The sequence below is a fragment of the Bacillus sp. USDA818B3_A genome (genome assembly GCF_009928415.1).
Taxonomy (GTDB): Bacteria; Bacillota; Bacilli; order Bacillales; family Cytobacillaceae; genus Neobacillus.
The window spans coordinates 1-20,188 of sequence record NZ_JAABNN010000022.1 but is presented as its reverse complement, the minus strand read 5'-3'; the positions used below and the strand labels follow the sequence as shown (position 1 = coordinate 20,188).

At 40.6% G+C, this 20,188-nt stretch carries 19 protein-coding genes; 6 read left to right on the top strand and 13 right to left on the bottom strand.

The genetic code is table 11. From position 1 onward, the window contains the following. Positions 1-15: 15 nt before the first annotated feature. Complete coding sequence (locus tag GXK58_RS22795; protein ID WP_237389758.1) at positions 16-1,737, bottom strand: putative bifunctional diguanylate cyclase/phosphodiesterase; 1,722 nt, start codon at positions 1,735-1,737, stop codon at positions 16-18. Positions 1,738-2,069: 332 nt separating this feature from the next. Next, positions 2,070-2,522, bottom strand: a complete 453-nt coding sequence (locus GXK58_RS22790) for a DinB family protein (RefSeq protein WP_237389757.1) — start codon at positions 2,520-2,522, stop codon at positions 2,070-2,072. Between the two features lie 269 nt (positions 2,523-2,791). Here GXK58_RS22790 and GXK58_RS22785 point away from each other — a divergent pair, with 269 nt between their 5' ends. Next, entirely contained in the window at positions 2,792-3,271 is a 480-nt protein-coding gene (locus tag GXK58_RS22785; protein ID WP_160725489.1) for a sigma-70 family RNA polymerase sigma factor, read from the top strand. 479 nt (positions 3,272-3,750) lie between these two features. On the opposite strand, the gene GXK58_RS22780 is transcribed toward GXK58_RS22785, so the two are convergent. Then, positions 3,751-5,397, bottom strand: coding sequence for a C39 family peptidase (locus GXK58_RS22780; RefSeq protein WP_160725488.1), 1,647 nt, complete (start codon positions 5,395-5,397; stop codon positions 3,751-3,753). A 246-nt stretch (positions 5,398-5,643) separates the two neighbouring features. Between GXK58_RS22780 and GXK58_RS22775 the strand changes: the two genes are divergently transcribed. The 4 genes from GXK58_RS22775 to GXK58_RS22760 all read left to right on the top strand — a co-directional run bounded on the left by GXK58_RS22775 (position 5,644) and on the right by GXK58_RS22760 (position 7,528). Next, positions 5,644-5,862, top strand: coding sequence for a DUF1659 domain-containing protein (locus GXK58_RS22775; protein WP_160725487.1), 219 nt, complete (start codon positions 5,644-5,646; stop codon positions 5,860-5,862). A 57-nt stretch (positions 5,863-5,919) separates the two neighbouring features. Beyond that, positions 5,920-6,138 carry a DUF2922 domain-containing protein gene (locus tag GXK58_RS22770; protein ID WP_160725486.1) on the top strand — a complete coding sequence of 73 codons (219 nt, stop codon included), beginning with the start codon at positions 5,920-5,922 and terminating at the stop codon, positions 6,136-6,138. Positions 6,139-6,340: 202 nt separating this feature from the next. Further along, entirely contained in the window at positions 6,341-6,484 is a 144-nt protein-coding gene (locus tag GXK58_RS22765) for a YvrJ family protein (protein ID WP_160725485.1), read from the top strand. A 207-nt stretch (positions 6,485-6,691) separates the two neighbouring features. After that, entirely contained in the window at positions 6,692-7,528 is an 837-nt protein-coding gene (locus GXK58_RS22760) for a glycerophosphodiester phosphodiesterase (RefSeq protein ID WP_160725484.1), read from the top strand. A gap of 40 nt (positions 7,529-7,568) precedes the next feature. On the opposite strand, the gene GXK58_RS22755 is transcribed toward GXK58_RS22760, so the two are convergent. From GXK58_RS22755 to GXK58_RS22710, 10 genes are all read right to left on the bottom strand, one after another. Beyond that, a complete protein-coding gene (locus GXK58_RS22755; protein ID WP_160725483.1) occupies positions 7,569-8,015 on the bottom strand; it encodes a hypothetical protein in 447 nt (148 codons plus the stop codon). A gap of 193 nt (positions 8,016-8,208) precedes the next feature. Further along, complete coding sequence (locus tag GXK58_RS22750) at positions 8,209-8,838, bottom strand: FMN-dependent NADH-azoreductase (RefSeq protein ID WP_160725482.1); 630 nt, start codon at positions 8,836-8,838, stop codon at positions 8,209-8,211. Between the two features lie 249 nt (positions 8,839-9,087). Next, positions 9,088-10,542, bottom strand: coding sequence for a YfcC family protein (locus GXK58_RS22745; protein WP_160725481.1), 1,455 nt, complete (start codon positions 10,540-10,542; stop codon positions 9,088-9,090). 41 nt (positions 10,543-10,583) lie between these two features. After that, the gene (locus tag GXK58_RS22740; RefSeq protein WP_160725480.1) at positions 10,584-12,182 is read right to left on the bottom strand and encodes an amidohydrolase; all 1,599 of its coding nucleotides are present in this window, start codon (positions 12,180-12,182) and stop codon (positions 10,584-10,586) included. A gap of 295 nt (positions 12,183-12,477) precedes the next feature. After that, a complete protein-coding gene (locus GXK58_RS22735; protein WP_160725479.1) occupies positions 12,478-13,191 on the bottom strand; it encodes a GntR family transcriptional regulator in 714 nt (237 codons plus the stop codon). 74 nt (positions 13,192-13,265) lie between these two features. After that, entirely contained in the window at positions 13,266-14,084 is an 819-nt protein-coding gene (locus GXK58_RS22730; RefSeq protein WP_160725478.1) for a fructoselysine 6-kinase, read from the bottom strand. 17 nt (positions 14,085-14,101) lie between these two features. Further along, positions 14,102-15,070 (bottom strand): SIS domain-containing protein, encoded by a 969-nt coding sequence (locus tag GXK58_RS22725; RefSeq protein ID WP_160725477.1) that lies wholly within the window; start codon positions 15,068-15,070, stop codon positions 14,102-14,104. Between the two features lie 159 nt (positions 15,071-15,229). Next, positions 15,230-15,655 (bottom strand): OsmC family protein, encoded by a 426-nt coding sequence (locus tag GXK58_RS22720; protein WP_160725476.1) that lies wholly within the window; start codon positions 15,653-15,655, stop codon positions 15,230-15,232. 63 nt (positions 15,656-15,718) lie between these two features. Beyond that, a complete protein-coding gene (locus tag GXK58_RS22715) occupies positions 15,719-17,479 on the bottom strand; it encodes a DUF4153 domain-containing protein (protein WP_160725475.1) in 1,761 nt (586 codons plus the stop codon). A gap of 249 nt (positions 17,480-17,728) precedes the next feature. Further along, positions 17,729-18,256 carry a DUF3231 family protein gene (locus GXK58_RS22710; protein ID WP_160725474.1) on the bottom strand — a complete coding sequence of 176 codons (528 nt, stop codon included), beginning with the start codon at positions 18,254-18,256 and terminating at the stop codon, positions 17,729-17,731. A 384-nt stretch (positions 18,257-18,640) separates the two neighbouring features. On the opposite strand from GXK58_RS22710, the gene GXK58_RS22705 reads away from it, so the two are divergent. Then, on the top strand, positions 18,641-20,089 hold the full coding sequence (locus GXK58_RS22705) for a L,D-transpeptidase family protein (protein ID WP_160725473.1): 1,449 nt from the start codon (positions 18,641-18,643) through the stop codon (positions 20,087-20,089). The last annotated feature ends 99 nt before the right edge of the window (positions 20,090-20,188 follow it).

The following is a 20,188-nucleotide window of genomic DNA, read 5'->3' as shown; positions in this document are numbered from 1 at the left end:
TTATGTTGAAAAAAGTTAACATTTGGTTAACAAAGATACCTGTCTTTTAGTAAAACTCGCAACCAATTCAAGGGAAATTGGTTTACTAAAATAATAACCTTGCATCTTATCACAGCCAATGCTGCATAAATAATCATATTGTTCGAGCTCCTCCACCCCCTCAGCAACCACGTTCATTCCAAGATTTTTACCCATTGCCACCAAGGAGCGGCAAACGGACTTTTGGTTAGCGTTATCGCTCAGATCTTGGATAAACGACTTATCAATTTTAATCGTATTAAAAGGATACTGGACCAGATAACTGATTGACGAAAAACCGATGCCGAAATCATCTAAAATGATATCCACCCCAAACTCTTGCAGTTCCCTCATTGTGGTCAGTGTTTTCTCCACGTCAGTCATCGCCGTTCGTTCCGTAATCTCTATTTTTAAAAATTCAGCGGGGAGCTCGTACTGTTTCAACGCTCGTTTAATCGTGTCAATAAAATGATCCTGATGGATTTGGCGGGCAGGGACATTAATAGAAATATAAAACGGAGCTAACCCCATATCCATCCAAGCCCGGCGCTGCCTGCACACCGTAACTAATACCCAATTACTTAATTTGATGATGAGGTCCGATTCCTCAGCAATTTGAATAAATTCCCCTGGCGAAACTTTTCCTAAAACTGGATGCATCCAGCGAAGCAGTGCCTCCAGTCCGATGATCTGCTTCGTTTCGACATCGATAATCGGCTGATATTCTAAATAAAGCTCATCTTTTTCAATGGCCCGGTGGAGGTACTGCTCAAGCAGCATTCTTCTCGATAGGCTTTTCGACATGCCTATTTGGTACTGCTGTATTCCAGTTCTAGTTTCTTTTGCCAAATACATCGCATGGTCTGCCCTCATCATGAGGACGTCTGCTTCCTGGCCATGGTCTGGAAAAATACTTGTCCCTATGCTGACACTTAGGCGGTATTCATGATCCAGCAGCTGGATTGGTTTGCCGATGACTTCTGTGATTCGTTCCGCGATGACCTCAATTGCTTCAGCTTTGGGTAAGTTTTTTAATAAAATGACAAACTCGTCACCGCCCTGGCGCGAGATGACAGCATCTGATTGTAAATTTTCCCTTAGTCGATTTGCCATTGTTTGAATAAATTTGTCACCCATTTTATGGCCCAACGAATCATTGATATCTTTAAATCGGTCAATATCTATAAATAATATTCCAACATAACAATTATTGTTATCAGCCTCAATGAGGGCCTTTTGGAGCTCGCTTTCCAATTTTCTCCGGTTTGGCAATCCTGTTAGGGTGTCATGAAAGGCTAAGTGGTTCAATTCCTCTTCGGTCTTTTTTCGCTGGTCGATATCCATGACAACCCGGTCATAACGTAAAAGACGATCTGTATCTTCCTCGTAAACGGGGGTGATATAATCAAGAATCCATTTTTCTCCCTCGTAGGGTGTACGAACTCGGTATTCAAGTTTAACCGGCTGTCTATTAGGTATGGATTCAAGCTGGTTAAATACCTTATCTTTATCATCCGGATGTAGATTGTCCTCCCACAGGCGTTCATTATCGATAAATTCCTGCTGCGTATATCCCAAGATAGGCCGGCAGGCACTGGAGATCTGCAGAGTTTTCTTGGATTTCGCGTCTACTGACCATAAACAGATAGGAATATCATTCATCATTTGCTCCCAGTGAGGCAAAATGTTTGTGTTTCTTATTTGGACCTGTTCAACCATAATGCCTAGAATCCGTTTCTAAATCAAGAATATAACAGGGGAACGGCAGGTTTAGCAGAATGGACTGAAAAGATTGAATAAAGGACTTTAAGTCGGAGTACTTGCCTTGATATCTCATAGAGGGCTCCCTTCAGCGGATTTTGGGTTTCAGTCTTATCATAGCGAAATACCCGGTGTCTTACAGTTTAAAAAGTCACATAATCTGTGTCTTTTTGACAAAAATTTATTGGATTTAGAACTAACCAAACGTTTAATTAGGATTAACCTAAAATAGCTCTGCTAGTAGCAGTTTAACCTTTAGGTTGGTAAAAAATCTGTCGGAAGATGACTACTTATCGAACAAACATTATATAATCCACATTAATGGGTTCATGGCCCTCTTCCCTCAGCCTCTGGTTAATCTGGCCGCGATGATATTGCCCATGAAGCGCCACATGCGTAAGGATATCACCAACTGGCGTGGAGAACTCTATACCGCTGCTAGTTTTATAAACAATAACCTCCTTAAGCTGGCGCTCCGTTAAACCAGTAAGCAGCCCGGCATAGTTTTGTTTATTTTTTTCAACTAGATTGGCGCACTCTGCCAAACTGAGTTCTGTCCAAATCGCCTGAGGATTGCTATCTAAACCTTTTAATCTATTAACCCAAACCTCTTCGGCAAGTAATAGATGTGAAAATAATTGTTTGGCTTGGTTACTTTGATCACCCATTCTTTGCAGTGTCTCTATTATCCGCTGATTAGCCCAATCTAAATGCTGATACATCTTAATAATGGTCTCCATCATCTCACTCCTTCATAGACCTCAGATTATTCAAATGATTTTCTAATTATTCCAATAAAAAATGAAAGAAATATTAATTCATACTAAATTCAACCATCTTTGCATAAATCATAACGAAATTTCTAATTTCCACCCATAAATCCATCAGTTTATCCCCTTTTTCCTCTTCAAATTAAAAAAAGTGAAATTCGATGAATGCTGTTTTTCCCGTTATGGTAGAGCTACCTAGGAATGAATTGGAACGCGCGCGGATCCTACGAGAGGATCTAGTTGTGGATAGCTTTGAGGAGTTAGTTGAACAATATAAGCCGATGATTTATCGAATTTTGAAGTCATTATCGATTTATCGTAATCGGGAAGAATTCTATCAAACTGCTTTAATTGGACTCTGGGAAGCACAAAAGGGCTTTGACGCCCAAAAAGGTACCTTCACAAATTATGCTTATACCTATATTAAAGGGAAGCTATTACTGGAATTAACGAGACGGAACCGTTATGAAACCAGAAATGTGTGTCCAAAAGAGGAATATTGGGAAGTCGTGGAGGATGGCTTCTCGGAAAAACCACTCGAAGAAGAACAACTCCTCTCCTATTGTGAAGGTTTATCAGAAAAGGAAACCAAATGGGTCGTGGCAGCCTTTCTGGAAGATTTATCGGTAAAAGAAATTGCCTTGCGCGAACATGTTTCAGTGTCTGCCGTCAAGCAGTGGAAAATGGGGGCTCTTAAGAAATTGAGGGCTAACAATTTGTAATACGAAAAGCGAAAACACCTTGGTCCTTCGATATTGAATTGGAACTCTATAATAAGCCTCCCCCTGCAAGAAGGCGCTTTTGTCCTTCTATCAGTGGGAGGCTTGCGTCTAAATTTCCAAGGTACCAAAGTTGGTCAGTGCCAATGAGCTCTATTGTCTACCGAGACGGAAGTTTTTTTAATTGACCGGTCGCCAATGAGCTCTATTGTCTACCGAGATGGAAGTTTTTTAAATTGGCCGGTCGCCAATGAGCTCTATTGTCTACCGAGACGGAAGTTTTTTGAGTTGGCCGGTCGCCAATGAGCTCTATGTCTACCAACATAGGAATTTTTTACAACTAGATAAACTTGTCACCCTAGGGCTAGACGCTGGAGCTGGCCAATTCTCGAATTGAATTTCTTATCGTTATAAACCGTTCTTATCTACCGAGAGCTCTTTATTTCAAGCTGGATTCTCCTTGAATCCACCCTCTTCTTTAATTAGTTAGCTATCGTTACCACTCTGCCTGGCAGTGTTGTCACTCTGCCAGTTTTTCCTGTTTCCCTGATAGTAATCGTATGCTTGCCATTACTAAACCTCTTCGTGTCTACTGCATAGTGGTACCCAGCATTTCCATTATGAAATTCAGGATACGCCCTTAGGACATCTCCCCGGACATCACCGTAAACCACCTGCCCGACCAACTTTCCATCCACCAATACCTCAACTTTAGAGATGCCGTTTTCATCTAAAAACCAGCCTGAGATCGTTTTGCTTCCACTGATAGTACTGCCCGGTGCAGGCTGATCAAGACTGCCCCTGATATTAGAAATCGTAAAGGACTTTTTGGACAGCGTTGACACCAGACCATTCTTCCCAGTTTCCCTAACAGTAATCGAATGGACTCCATCTGCTAATTTCTTTGTATCCAGCACATAATGATAACCAGCATTGGCATTGTTGTAAGCAGGATATGCCTTTTTCACATCTAATCTCAAATCACCATAGACAGCTTGGCCCGTAACCTTTCCATCTACCAAAATTTCAATCTTAGAAACGCCGCTTCCATCTAAATACCAGCCTTTAACGTTATATTGCCCCTTAACTTTTTCATTTGCGGCAGGAGTATCCAATACACCTTTAGCATTTGCCACGTTGATTACCTTGCCAGGTGATGTTTGGGTCCAGCCATTTTTGCCTGTTTCCCTAACAGTTATGGTATGTTTTCCATTACTCAATCGTTTCGTGTCTAAGCTATAGTGATAGCCTGCATTTCCATTATTGTATTCCGGATAGGCCTTTTTCACATCGGCTCTAGGGTCACCATAGGAAGCACGGCCGACTACTTTTCCATCCACCATTACTTCAATCTTAGCTACACCACTTTCATCTAAAAACCATCCTGATAGATTGTAAGTTTCATTAATAGTTGAACCTGTACCTGGTTTATCTAGGACACCCTTTGATGAGCCCAAGGTAATCGCTTGTCTGCCAAATTGCTCCCATCCTCTAATAAAGGACGAGCGGGAAATTTTACGATTTTTAACATTGGCCAGCGGATCATTAAAGTAGACATAGTTTTGGTCATAACCAGTAAGCAGGACACTATGCTCATGGAAAGTGATTCTAAGCGGCCCTTTAGGCGTTTGAATGGTTTTCCATTGACTGCTCGGCACCGTATTAAAGGTACTAGTAGAAATAACCCAGATCGGTTTTCCTCTGTCTAATTGTTTTGAGATCACATCAAAAGAGCTTCCAGTTAAATCAATCGCATTCGTATATTTGTTAGCTAATTGATAGACAGGGCCATGATAAACAGCATAGCCTTTCGAACGACCGGTAATGTCCCCGACGAAGCCAGTGTTCGGATTACCCCAGTAAGTTGTATTTCCGGAAACCCGGTAAGGGGTCGCGTCCTTTTTGACTTGATTAGCCAGCGTCATTTTCGAAACATTAATCCCTTTGTAACGAAGCAGCATGGTTAAACTAGTAACCTCACAGCCATTTCTTAATTCTGGTAATTGAGAGATTAGCGGTACGTTTAAGGGAGTTCGGGCATAAGAGGTGGAAGGCAATAGAAAACTAGCTGCACTTAGCATCCCTAGAGCAAAGGCAGAAGATAGGATTCTCTTTTTCAAACGATTCACTTGATCGATCTCCTTTTAGATAACTCAATATTTTATGTATCAACAATTACTCTATTTATCCTTATCTGGAAAAATCACCTTGTAGTTACTACTATTCTAGCAGGAATTTGCTGGTCATCATAGGTTTTATATAACTTTGCCAGAACCTGCATTAGGGACTTCCGGAAAGTCTCAAAATATATTTTCCCTCTGCCTGTCCTTATTGCCTCTTCATCTATATATATAAGGCGAAAGGAGGTGATGGACATGGCACAAGCATTACTAGAAGGAACAAAACTTCGATTGGTATTCGATGCAGGTATCGACAACGAAGGCAACCCCATCCTGAAATCAAGAACCTTCAACAACATCAAAAAGGAGGCAACCGTTGACCAGCTATTCCAGGCAGCCCAGGCAATATCCACCCTATGCACAGACACACTGAACAAAGTAGAACGCACAGACAGCTCTGAAATCCTAGCTTAATAAATGGTGACAGGCACCATTAGTACTATCAACATAAGGAAAAGGAGGTGATTTTAGATGGCGAAGACGTTGGAATTGCAGTTTGCAACAGAGTTTGGGAAGACAGCCCGGATCTCGATTGATAACCCAAAGGAACCGATTGATGAGGAAGTAGTTAAGTTATCAATGGCTCAAATTATTGCCGCTGAAGTATTTACGACCGCGAGTGGCAAGTTAGTGTCCTCAAAAGGAGCAAGAGTAGTCGATCGTAACGTAACAGATTATGAACTTGTTTAAACAAAAGCGCAAGCGCCTTGAACAGCCCCGACAAGCATAAGGCGCTCATGGAAAGAAGGCGTTCTTTGCCTTCATTCCATGAGTGACTTATGACCTCGAGGGGCTAGGCGCTGGAGCTGGACGAGTAACAAGGAGGCCGGATTCGTAGCGAAACCGGCCTTTTCTATCTATATCATTCCTAAAACAGAAAGGAGGACTCAGAATGGAGCAAATCATTCCTCTCATTAGCGAAGTAGGATTCCCAATCGTCGTGACCCTTTATTTGCTTTATCGGATTGAATCGAAACTTGATTTAGTCGTTCAGTCGATCCAGAACCTGCCGGACAAAATGAGGGAACGCGCATAAACGGCAATCCCTGCGTGCTCTCTGCTCTGCCACAGTAAACGCAGGGTATCTCCCGAAAATAGTAATATATTCCTTTTTATCTGTAAATAAAACTAGGAAAATCTAAACCTTTTTCTTTATATTCTTATAACCTTAACCACACAAGAATATAAAACTCCCTTAATAATCCTTTTATAAACTATCCTTGTACATAACTTAAACAGGGAGATGAAGAAAATGAAGAAAACATTACTTGGAGCAGGTTTTGCATTTACCCTCTTGTTCAGCCCCTTCCAGCAGGCATTCGCCTCTGAACTGACCACAGGAGAAAAAAGACAAATCGATACGGTTGCACACCGGGGAGCTTCCGGATATGCTCCAGAAAACACCATTGCAGCCTTTGACAAAGCACTCGACATGAAAGCCGACTACATTGAAATCGATGTCCAGCGCAGCAAAGACGGAAGGTTAGTCATCATTCATGATACAACAGTAAACCGAACCACAGATGGTACTGGCAATGTGAAAGACCTAACCTTTGAACAACTAGAGAACCTTGATGCAGGAAGCTTTAAAGGGGAACAATTCAAGGGTGAAAAGATCCCGACATTTGAAGAAGTCCTCGACCGGTACCACGGGAAAATTGGTATCTTAATAGAAATGAAATCACCAGAGCTTTATCCTGGGATTGAAGAAATGGTCGTGGAAGAACTAAAGAAGCGGAATCTCGATAAACCACAGAATGATAAAATTATAGTCCAATCCTTCAATTTTGATTCAGTCAAAAAAATGAGTCAGCTTCTACCAGATGTCCCTATGGGTGTCCTTACCTCCTCAAAGGCAGATACAACAGATGCGGCATTGAAGGAGTTCGCTACATACGCAGATTATTTTAATCCAAGCTATGGGATTGTCTCAAAGGAGTTAGTAGATAAAGTTCATGGACTTGGCATGGGGATCTCCTCTTGGACTGTAAGAAGCCACGAAGCCGCACAGTTCCTATTTGATATGAACGTCGACGCGATTATCACAGACTATCCTGACTTTGTCGACCCTCGGAAGTAACAGAAAAAGGGCCGCCTCCACCCATAAAAAGTGGAAGCGGCTATTCCTCCTCTTCTTGCTCTAATTCCTCTTCTTCCTCAGTCACCGTCTCCTCCGCTGCATCCTCCACTTGAATTTTTTGAATCTCCTCCGTTAATTGTTCAAACGCATGGAGCCGAAATTTTGCACTGGCAATCAGATCATCAATAATCTGGATAAACGTCTCATACTCAACCCGGTTCTCACTGCATTGCTTGATTAGCCTTAAAAAATCCTCCTCATACAAATGGTATCTCTCATTAAACAACTCCGAATCCATTGTAAGAAAATACTCTTCATCCACCACAAACTCATTGAAAATTTTCTTCGTTAACCGGCTCTTCGTGACATCTATTTCCTTCTGATCCTTTTCATCTTTGTAATGTTCCGCATCTTCATATTCCGAGCACAACGTGGAATAAATTTTTTCAAGCAGCTCAGTCGGTTCTAAATATTTTAATTCAGCCATACTAAAAATCCTCCGAAACCCCTTTTTCATAATTATTCCCATATCAAAGGAAAAACCTACCTCATTAAAACAAGGCAGGTTTATCATAATTGCATTATTTTTGAATATAGAAGTTCTAATTGAAATATTTTTGGAATGAAAAAAAAAGCACCCTTTGTTCGAAAACAAAGGGTGCTAGTGAATCTAAGCTATATTAAGCTTTAACTGTTGATAAACGTTTTGCTGCTTCTGCCACTTTTTCTAAGCCTGCAGCAATAATGTCTTTCGCTTGGTCTGGAGCTGCGTTATGGCCTTCGATGATGATTTCATCAACGATTTCCATTCCGAATAAGCCGCCAGCCATATTTTTAACATAAGTAGCTGCCATTTCCATAGGAGCTGCTTCAGGAGTAGAGTAAACACCGCCGCGTGCAGAAAGGATAATCGCCTTTTTATCAGACATCAAGCCCACTGCACCAGCTTCAGTGTATTTGAAAGTGAAGCCTGCTCCAGCTACATAATCGAAGAATGTATGCAATTTTGCTGGGATGGTTAAGTTCCATAATGGGAATGCAAATACGACAACATCTGCTGCAGATAGTGCATCCATTGCTTTTTGTTTTGCTGCTACAATGCGCTGTTCAACATCAGTTAACTCTTCGCCAGATTGTAATTTACCGAAAGCGTTGAATAGATCCTGACCAAAGTAAGGCATATCTTCGGCAAATACATCATAAGTGGTTACGTTCACACCTTCTAGGTTCTCCATGAAAGTCTCGTACATTTTACTAGACACAGCTTCAGAAGCTGGACGGTTGTTTGCTTTTATAACTAATACATTCATTTATTTAAAATCTCCTTTTAAGTAATCTTGAAAATAAATATCTCGAATTGATAATATATAAAAATAGTGGAAATAGCAACAAATGTGCTCAGAGAACGCTAGTATTTATGCACTGATTTATAAATAAGCAAAATAGTATAATTATCCTAGAATAAGAAATACACCTATACAAAAAGAACTATTAATATAATCCATGCCTTTAATAGCAAAGAAGAAGAAGTGCATCTGCACTTCTTCTCAAAGATTTCATTACATCCCAACATAAGCAGATATTGCTCCAAAGACAGCAGCAATTACCCAAAGAACCGGGAACAATTTCATGATTAATTTAATCCACTGTCCAAAACTAATTCGTGCAATTGCTAGACCAGCTAAAAGAACACCACCAGTTGGAGAGATTAGATTTGTTAATCCATTACCAAATTGATAAGCCGTAACGGCCGCTTCCCTATTAATGCCAACCAACTCTGCCAACGGCGCCATAACCGGCATGGTCAGAGCAGCCTCACCAGAGGAGGAAGGGACAAAGAAGGTAATCACATTATGTGCGATAAGCATAATGGTCGTAAAAGCAAACTTCGGCAGTCCTTCCATCATATTGGCAAGAGAATTTAAGATTGTATCAATGATCATACCATTTTCCGCAAGGACTAAAATGCCGCGGGACAGCCCAATAATGACAGCGGCATAAACAAACTCACCACAGCCTTTAACGAAGTTTTCAGCTAAGTCCTTTTGATTCATTTTCGCTACAACACCGGAGAAGAGACCTAATCCTACAAATACAGCACCAATCTCCGTCATGTACCAGCCTTTAGAAAGAATCCCCCAAACAATTAAACCAAGCGCAACCACAAACCCTGAAAGAATCAATTTATCTCGTCTTGAGAAGACGATATCACGACCGCCATCCGTTTTAATAAAACGTTCGCGGTTTTCCAAGTCGTTTTTATAAACCACCGATTTCTTAGGGTCCTTCCTCACTCGATTTGCGTACCACATTGTAAACCCAATCGATACCCCAGTAAAGACGATCCATTCTATAAACCTTAGCCATAACTGCGGGTTGCCTTCCACCCCAGAAACTCCCTGAGCGATGAGCACGGAAAACGGATTTAAGGTGGAACCAACATAACCAATTTGTGTGCCTAAAAATAAAATTAAAATAGCTGTAATCGAGTCAAACTTTAAAACAAACATCAATGAAATAAAAATGGCGTAAAGAGGAATCGTCTCCTCACTCATCCCGAACGTCGATCCACCTAAACTGAAGATGATCATAGAGATGGGAATGACAAAAATTCCTTTATTCTTCATACGCCTTGCAAGGGCAATCAGTCCCCTGTCAATTGCACCTGTTTGTAAAATAATTCCGAATGCTCCGCCGACAATAAGTACAAACGCGACCACATCTGCGGCATTTATTACTCCAGCCATTGGTGCACTTAAGATTCCTGATAATCCTTGCCGTAAATCACCATTTTCTCCAACCTTGGAAATCGTGTGGAAGGTTCCTGGGACAATGACCGTTCGTGCTGATCCATCTACAGTCACTTCTTTACGGTCAAATTGACCGCTTGGAATAATCCAAGTCAGAAGGGCAACTGCAATAATAATAATAAAAATAAGAGTGTAACTGTGCGGCAATGCCCATTTTTTTCGCTTTTCGATAACCTTTGGCTGCAATTTTTTGGCTGCTTCCATTGTGGTTCCCCATTTCCCTTTAAATGACGTTTTATAACGTATTACCTGAAACTAAGAAACGAATGTTCTTTTACTTTAGTAAGGTCATAAACAACTTTTCCATCTGCCATTGTCAGTACGACTTTGGCATCCCTAAGTTCCTGGGCAGACGTTTCAAATAGATTCCTATCATAGACAGCAATATCAGCAAGTTTCCCCACTTCAATCGAACCGGTCTTGTCCTCCATAAACTGATGCTTCGCTCCGTTAATTGTCCAAGCCTTCAACATTTCAGCTACCGGCATTCCCAGCTCCGGAAACCAGCCGCCCTCAGGAGAACCATCCGGAAATAAACGTTGGCAGGTCGCATAAATCGAATCTGGAACACTCGTCATAAATAAAGGTAAGTCCGTCCCCGCAGTTACGGTGATACCTTCATCCAGCATCGTCTTATAATTATAAAAGCGATTTTCGTACTTCTTATCGACCACCTCACCCATATAGGCCTTATGATAAGAAGGATTCAGCAGCAGAATTTGCGCATAAACCTCTGCAAAAATACCTAGTTCACCCATCCGTTTCAAATCATACGGATGCGGATACTCTAAATCACTAATAGAATGCCTGGCATCACGCGGTCCGTTAACCTGGCGGCATTTTTCTAGAATTCTCACTGCCTGCCGAATCGCCGCATCTCCTTCAGCTGTTAAACAACATTTTAACCCATAGCTATCCGCCTTTAAAACGGAATTTTCAATATTTTCATAATTTATCAACCGAAGGTTCCGCACACCTGGCATGTCTGCATAAGGTTCAAGCATATCACCCGTATGGTCAGCGACCACCCCATCCACCATGATCTTGTAGCCTTGAAAGCGGAGGTGATCGTCCTGATATTGATTCTTATATGCTTGTCCAACATCTGTGTTAAGTGGCTCTAATACAGGCTCTAGGACGAAATGAACGCGTAACGGCAGCCGGCCCTCTTCATTTAATTCGGTTAATACCGGGAGCAGTTCGTACTCGTCAAAACCAATATCTTTGATTGATGTCACACCTCTAGATGCTAAAAGCTGACAAAAGGCCAAGAACTCCTCTTTGACCAATTGCAGGTCTTGAAGCATTTCTTTTAATAAAAGTGCCCTTGATTCCGCACTGCAGCTATCTGGAGTAAATTGATATTTATCGATTGCGAGCTGATTCATCCAACAATAGCTCTTGTTTGAGTTAATGGCAATGACTGCTCTGTCAGGGAATGCTTCATCCAATAGCTCCCGCCCCGGCACATGCCCCCATACCTCTTTATCCCAGCCAAATCCATATAGATTTTGCGAAGCATCTAGGTATTTCGAGTGATCGGCTAATAAAGCTAACGCCTCCTCAGCCGATGAGGCACTAGATAAGTCCACGCCTCTGTTCATCGACATATATCCGGTGAAAAAGACGTGATTGTCATGGATTCCCGGCATAACCAGCCGGTCTCCCAGCTCATAGACCTTTGTTTGCGGGCCAACCCATTGCTTGTGTTCGTCCTGATTTCCTACAGCAATGATTTGGTTTTCCTTAATGGCAATAAACCCTGAAATTGGTTTGTCTTCTGTGCTTGTAAAAATAACATTCGAAACGAGTATAGTATCAGCAGTGATTTGGCTGATTTTCATCAAAAGCACCTTCATTCTAATAGAATAGACAATTCAGCGGCAGTTTTTTTCATAGAATCAATAAAATTACTCTGAACATTTCTTGAAAAATAGTCGTTCCCGGATTTTATCGGCACATTTAGCCAGTTTATCGGCACTTTTTAAGGGTTTATCGGCACTTTTTGGATTTTATCGGCACTTACCGAATTTCATCAGCAAATCCGATAAAGCGTTGTCATTTTTTGTATAAAACTCCCCCTTAGTAAATAACGATATAAAACGTTATCACTAAGGGGAAAGAAATCCATCAAATTCACTATAAAGTAAATTGATAGCGGTCACCGATAATATACTGCTTCCCAACATGTACAGGCCGGCCTTCTTGATCATATATAAGCGTGTTCATATAAAACAATGGCTTACCAATACTTGTCTCTAACACTTTAGCCTGATCCTCATCCGCTAATACAATCTCCAATGTAGTTTTACCAGATTGGTCGGGATGGATATCATACTTTTCTCTTAATAAATCATAGAGTGAGCCTTCCAGCGGTTCATCAAGTAAAAATGAATAGCGATTGAAAGGGTAATAATTATTTTCAAGCATTAAAGGATGATCGCCTGCGTATCTCTTCCTTTGAATGTAAATCACCTGTTCATTTTCCCCCAGCTGCAGTGCCTCCCGAAGACCTGCATCCGCTTGGATAAGTTCTTTTTTCGTTACCTCACTGTGAGAACTAAATCCATTGGCCTCGCAGGCAGCGGTAAAACCCATGACATGCTCAATTTTACGATCAATTTTTGGCCGATGGACAAATGTCCCTTTTCCCTGCTGCTTAATGAGGTACCCTTCTTTTACGAGCTCCTCAACCGCCTTTCTCACAGTGATTCGGCTGACATTGTACTGCTCGCTTAATTCCGGTTCCGTTGGGATTTTTTCACCCTGTTGGTACGTATCATTTAAAATTGCGGCCTGGAGTGCCTTTTTTAGTTGTATATATAATGGTTCTTGGTTCTCAGCGTTTAGCATGGGGTACCCCCTTGTATATAACGTTATATCACTATTATAACAGAAGAGAACCAAAGGGCTTGCGGTATCACAAATTAATTATAAGGAACCCCGTATCCAAAGGAGCCCTCTACCAAGCAGATTTTTGCAGCAAAGCCTGAAGCCTCTTTCATGGATGCGGCAATATCATTACTTTTTAAAAAATGCAGCAGGAAGGCGGTAATGAATGAATCTCCTGCCCCCATCGTATCGACTGCCTTCACATAATCAGGCGCCTGATAATAATACTTTACACCGTCAAAGGCGATGGCCGGGTCACTTCCGCGGGTAGCAACGAGAATCTGCCCTTCCTTCTTACAATTAGCCTTTAAAAATTGCTCTGTTCCCTCATGGGAGAGGTGGCTGCAAGAGAAGAACGCATAGTTGACATAGGAGATATTCCTATCAATTTCTTCCTGCTGAAAGTCATCCGAAAAATCAAATGATAATGGGACCCCTAGCGTGCTTAACTGTTCTAAAATATGCCCCGTATGGCTGTACAATCCAGTATGCATCAACGAGAATCCTTTGATGTATTCAAGATCCGCCTCCGTTAACTGGAATGGGTTCTCACGGGTGACGCCTCCTGCATTGCTTCCTAAAAAGACTCGGTCCCCATCCTCCAATGTGACACGGGCACAGCCGTTTTCACCGCTGAAGCGGCGGCAATGGGATAAGTCAATCTCTAATTCTCTTAAAACACTTTCAACGTGTTCCGCTTCTCGATCATCACCGAACGTCCCAATAAAAGCTGCCTCAACACCTAGCTTTTTGGCAAATACGCTAAAGTTTACTGCATTTCCTCCTGGATACATCGTTTGGATGTGAACATATTTATCTACGACATTATCTCCAATACCTAAAACCTTTACCATATTCTTCACCCTCGATTTTAGTAAGATACTTTCCCCATATAACGACGAGTCTCTAATGGATGATTGCGAACGTCAGCTAATGCGGCACGATAGACACACATGATGCTGTAGAATAGAATCGGGTTGAAAAATTCCACTACCTCATCCGCAATAGTATTGATTCCTAATTCTTTCGCATCGATCACTTCTACTTTTTCTGCATACTGGTTAAGGAATGTTCTAGCTCTTTCATCCAATGCACGTGTGCGGCCCTCGTTCATTAATAAGATGAATGGAGTTTCTTTATCGGTCACTTCAAACGGGCCATGGAAGTATTCACCAGAGTGAATGGATGCGGCATTCAGCCACTGCATTTCCATGAGAGAGCAGATGGCAAACCCATAAGCATGTCCGTAGGACGCACCACTTGATAAGATATAAAATAACTCTTCATCTTTATATTTTTGAGCGAATTCCTTGGTTCTTTCAGCTACTTGCTGTTCCCCTTTTTTAATGATTCCGTTGATTTTTCCGATTCCGTTTTGGAATGCCTCGTAATGGTCGTATCCTTCAGTTACATAAAGAGCCTCGACTACTAATTCTAAAATGATTGCCATTGGATTATTTTTTACATCTGTGTCTGCACCCCATTCATAGACGAAGGCATGGTCCGAATAGTTAAGTAAGAATGCCTCATTGTTATGGGTTAAACCGATTGTATGGGCACCATATTCCTTTGCAACTTTTGCTGCTTCAACCGATTCTGGGGTATTTCCGCCATGGGAGCAAACAATCACAAGAGAATCCTTGTTTAACCGCTTTGGTGTCGCATGAACAAATTCGTTTGCCGTAAATAGGCCTGTTACAATCTTTTTTGCTTCACTTTCTAGGAAGTATTTGGATGGATACATATCTACCAACGATCCTCCGCAAGCAACTAGATATACTTCTGTAATACCTTGTTCTGTTTGAGAATGAATGGTGTTAATTACGTTTACTGGGTTCATTAAATTCTCTCCTTTTTCTCATAACGTTATATAACGTTATTATTATGTATTAAATATAACCGCTTTCAAATAGAGCGTCAATAATTATTTTGATAATAGTTTGACTAATTTGTGGCATATAAAAATAACTGCCCCAAATGAAGGCAGTTATTTTTAACACTATAGTTGTTTTTCCCCTTGCACCCCATTTATGGAATAACTCATCGTGATTTCAGCATTCAAGGAATGAGAAACCGAGCAGTATTTGTCTTTTGACAATTGAATCGCCCGAACGACTTTGTCTTCAGGCAAATCTCCGTCTAAAGCATAATGGATATTAATGGTCGTAAACCGCTTCGGATGCTCCTCCGCCCGATCGCCATCGACATCGATTTGAAACGAGGCAGGCTCGAGGCGCATTTTGTGCAAGATTGAAATAATATCCATCCCAGTACAGCCCGCAACCGCCGGAAGTAATAACTCAGTCGGTCTGGCTCCCGTATTTTCTCCACCGACCTCGTCACTCGCATCCAATTTGATTTCATGGCCTGATGGAGTCGTTCCAGCAAAAGCCATTTTCCCTTTCCAACTAATCGTAAGTTCCATCGACATCCCCCTTTCTATCTGTATATTCTTACCACTTGGGGCCAAGCTTATTTTTAAAGTAACCTATTTAATTTGAACAAATATATAAATACCCGCATTATTCTGATTGTATTCCTTCTCAATACTGACATTTTGCACCACAATCGTCATTTTGGCCCGGTCGTTTTCCTTAGTAAAAGTGGCCTCAGATGTCGTTATCGTTTCCTTTGTTCCAGTATAGTTATAGAACTTGTCGAAAATTTCTTGGGTAGGAAAGCTGATTAGCTCCCGACTGTTTTCTGCCATCAGTTTCAAATCAACTTCGTTACCCTTTGTGACCTTTAACAGCGTATAAACTTTACCCGCTTCTTTAAATTCGCTAATTTGTTCCTCGCCATTACGGTCAGATTTAAAAAGCTCCATTTGTATAAATCGGTCATAACCTGCAATATTAATAGTCGTCCCCGGTTCGGTCATTAGGTAAACACCGTCATTCCCCGTACCCAAGTGCTCCTGATACTCTTTAAAGCCAAATGTGTCATAAAAATCGTTATAAACATTAAAATCCTTTGGAAAATAGTCAATTTCTTTTATATATCCCATTTGCTCTAAATAATAAACGGTTCTTGTAATAATCTTCTGATCCTGTTCGGAAACGGAATTATTCGGTTTAATTCGATTATTTTCCAACATATTGTATTTTAAAAGCTCTTGTTCAAGCGTGGCAATCTGACTATTGCGGCTGATTGTAAATGCATCGACAGGAGGCACGATCGAGATAACCGAAAAAATAATCAATAGGACCGCAATAAATCCATTTTTCCGAACAGGCAGGATGCTCAATAAAATTCCTGCTGCTGCAGCAAATATTCCAAACAAAATAACGTAGTACCGGGTATACGTCACGCCCGATTCCATCAGACTGATGACCGACGAAACAATTTGAAAGAGCACTATAGGCACTAACACCTTCGGAAATATCTTTCTAAAAAAGGAGGTAAATTTATTCTCAATTTCACTTACTAATATATACAGCAAAATGACGGTAACTGCATAAGAAACCAGCATCGGTTCAAGCAAGCTATCTGTCCAAAATACCCCAGTAATATTTTTAAGAATGTAGAGAACGATGATGAGAGTAAAAATGGCTAGTAAAGGAATGAGGATATAGGATAAGAGGATTTCTAAAAACTTCGGGCAATTGGCCGCTTCCTCCACACCCTTTATATCTTCCTGGTCCTTTGCACTAGGATAGTTAGGAATAAGCGATAAAAAGTACATGGGGGCGAACAGGATAAAGACAATGTTAGCTGTATAAGCATAGGCGGTACCGTCAATCTCAACAATAAGCTGACTAAAAACGGCAAGGATAACGGCGATTCCACCGTAAATAATAAATGAAAAAAAGAGCGAATGAAAAAGGGATTTAAATGCAATCATAAAGCTTTTATTGAAACTAATCTGGCTTTTGATAACAGGGATCCAAATAAACGCCCAAAGTAAGGCGAATAAAGCGACTGACGTTCTAATTTCAATCTCCCTGCTCATCACTGGTACTGGGTGAATAAGCAGGTAATACCCTCCCGTCAGCACGATCACTAGACCCATTAACAGGAACCGGGCTGATTGTTTAGAATAAAACCGTTCAAAGGCCACTTGTGCGGCCGTGCTTAGGAATGCTCCCATTACAAGGGTTAAAAGTAATTTTACATTGTCCTTTTGAGAGTGAACCAGATAGGAACTAATCATAGCTGTGGCGATCAGAAAGATTGTCGTCAATGGAAAACGGCCAATCGCATGGTTCAAGCCTGTAAGTTTATCATTCATCCTTGTTAACCATTTCATCTTCATCCCCCCTTTTTACCTAAATTATATCACGCACTAATGACTTTTATTGGTAATTCCTATTACGCGTTCATCTTCTTTTTTCGCTAGTTTCAGTGTCATTCGACAATGTTTTCTAAGCTCCCCCACATTTCCTGGGGAATTTACAATAATATCGATAATAATTTACAAATTTTGTTATCTTCTGTCTTCGAGGATTAATTATCATAAAATTAAAATAACCTGCATTGAAGGCAGGTTATCCTTGAATTAGCTATGATAATAAGGAGGAATCCGAAGCCATTCGTGCCGGTCTAAATATTGTTTAACCCTTAAACCTGCCATCGTCTTCTTCATAATCATTTTCGAGAACATTAGCCCAACATCTGCACGAATCGACTCAGTTAGGCCTCGCGCCGCATAGGTTACACCTGAAGCCAGGTTATAAGACATTAAATTAGCCAGTTCCTCATCATTCAATTTTGCCCCCTCCGGTATACTCTGAAAATCACCAAGTGGCTTTTCTGAGGTTGTTTTCGGCAATGGAACTCCTTCTTTTTTCAAAAACTCAATAAGCTCATCGCGAATGGGAAGATGAACGGTTTCTCTTATATCCTTTAAAAGTTGTTTCAATTCCGGATCTTGAGCCAAGTTGAAGCCAAGTTCTTCGTTACGCATGGTGATCTCCGTCGCTAAAAGAAAAAACCAAAGGTTGGAAACCTCCATCACATTCAATGGTCTGATTTCCCCATCCATAAAAGGCTGAAAGGCATCATGCATCATATCAAATAGTTTCATGTCTTAAAATCCCACCAAACTTTGGATAATATAGTTCTGATGTATTTTTTCCATATTTAAGAAAAACATGCTTAACGAATTGGTGTTTTTTTAATCGTGATGACAAAGTCTCCATTTTAAGGAAAATTTAAGTTTTTAATTATATAAACAATGATAGAACCGCTATAACACTAGAAAGTCTGCCTTTTTTTGGCAACTGTTTCTTCCAGATAACAACAATAAATTTAATAAATTCCATCTACATACAAATAGTGACAAAATTCTCGTCATATATATAATAGAATAGTAGCAGAAATTTAAAAATAAGGTAAAATAATTGTAATACTTGTTACAAAACCAATAGGTTTATGTCGAAGGAAGTTAAGAGTAAATGGGGGAATCGTAATGGCAAGTACAGCATCCGAAACAGTGGAAGACCTGGGCAGTAGACAGGCAAAAAAGGGGAAATGGTATACCAACTGGAAGTTTATCACCACAGGTATTATCCTTATTTTTGCATTAATTGCAGCAGCAATCGGCTATTATCAGGCAAACCACTTTAATAAAAACATCAAAATTAATGACATAAATGTTGGCGGTATGACTTCAGATGAAGCACTAACCAAGCTAAAATCAACTGTCTTAACGAACGTAGTCTTTGTTGGAGAGCAGCAAATTTTAGATGGTCAAGATACAAAAATGGGCTTTACAGATACAGACCTGAAAGAGGTTGAAAAATTATTAAAAAGCCAAAAGTCATTTTTCCCTTCCTCTAAGGAAAAGAATTACACATTAGTACCAAGCCAGGCAGATTCCTATCGCAGCCAAAGCTTGAAAAAACAAGTGGAAGAAAAACTAGCTTCTATGAATAAGAGTTTAAAAGTGCCTACAGATGCACAAGCTAAGCTGGAACAAGGTAAAGTGATCGTTACAAAAAGTGTAGATGGTAAGCAGTATGATGTGGCCACTCTCTTAAAAGACTTCGATAAGCAGGGATACTCCAGTGAAATTCATCTTAATGCTGCACTAATACAGCCAGTAAAAGAAGACAGTGATACAGTAAAAAAAGAACAAGAAAAATTGCAGGCGCTCCTTCAGCAAACCGTTGAGTATAAAGTACAAAATCAAGTGTATTCATTAAAAGCCAGTGAATTAATTAAAAGTGCCTCTGTGTCAAAAGACATGAAGGTAACGATTGACCCAAGTGAAATAAATGCGAAAATTGAAGAAATTAATAGTTCTCAATCGACATTAAATAAAAACTTCAACTTTAAGACCCATTCAGGTTCAGTCGTTTCTGTCAGAGGCCAAGGTTATGGCTGGGCATTAGATGTAGATAAAGAAGCAGCGCAGGTTCAGACCGCTTTTGAAAAAGGGGAAACATCCATATCTGCGTCCAATATTATCGGACATGGCTGGGGCGGAGAAGGTTACGGTTATGATACTACATCAAACAATGGCATTGGTGATACATATGCCGAAGTATCAATTGCACAGCAGCGTATCTGGATCTATAAAAATGGAAAATTAGTCATTACAACCAATGTCGTGACTGGTAAACACAGCACCGGTAACGATACATCAAAAGGTGTTTGGTATATTCTCTATAAACGGTCACCATCTACCCTAACGGGAAGAGAACTGGGAGGAAAACCGAGTTATTCCGTAAAGGTTAATTATTGGGCTCCTTTTACGAATGATGGACAAGGATTCCATGATGCCAGCTGGCGGGGAAATTGGTCAAGCACAGCTTATCTCAACGATGGGTCGCATGGGTGTGTAAACACAAAACCAAACGATATGAAAATAGTGTACGAAAATCTCAGCACATATGAACCAGTAGTTATCTATTAAAATATGGGGACGGTTCTTCCACTTCGGCAGAACCGTCCTTTTTAAAGTAGAGTAAGAAACTGATTTCGAAGGGATAGCTTACGCTATCTCTTTTACTTT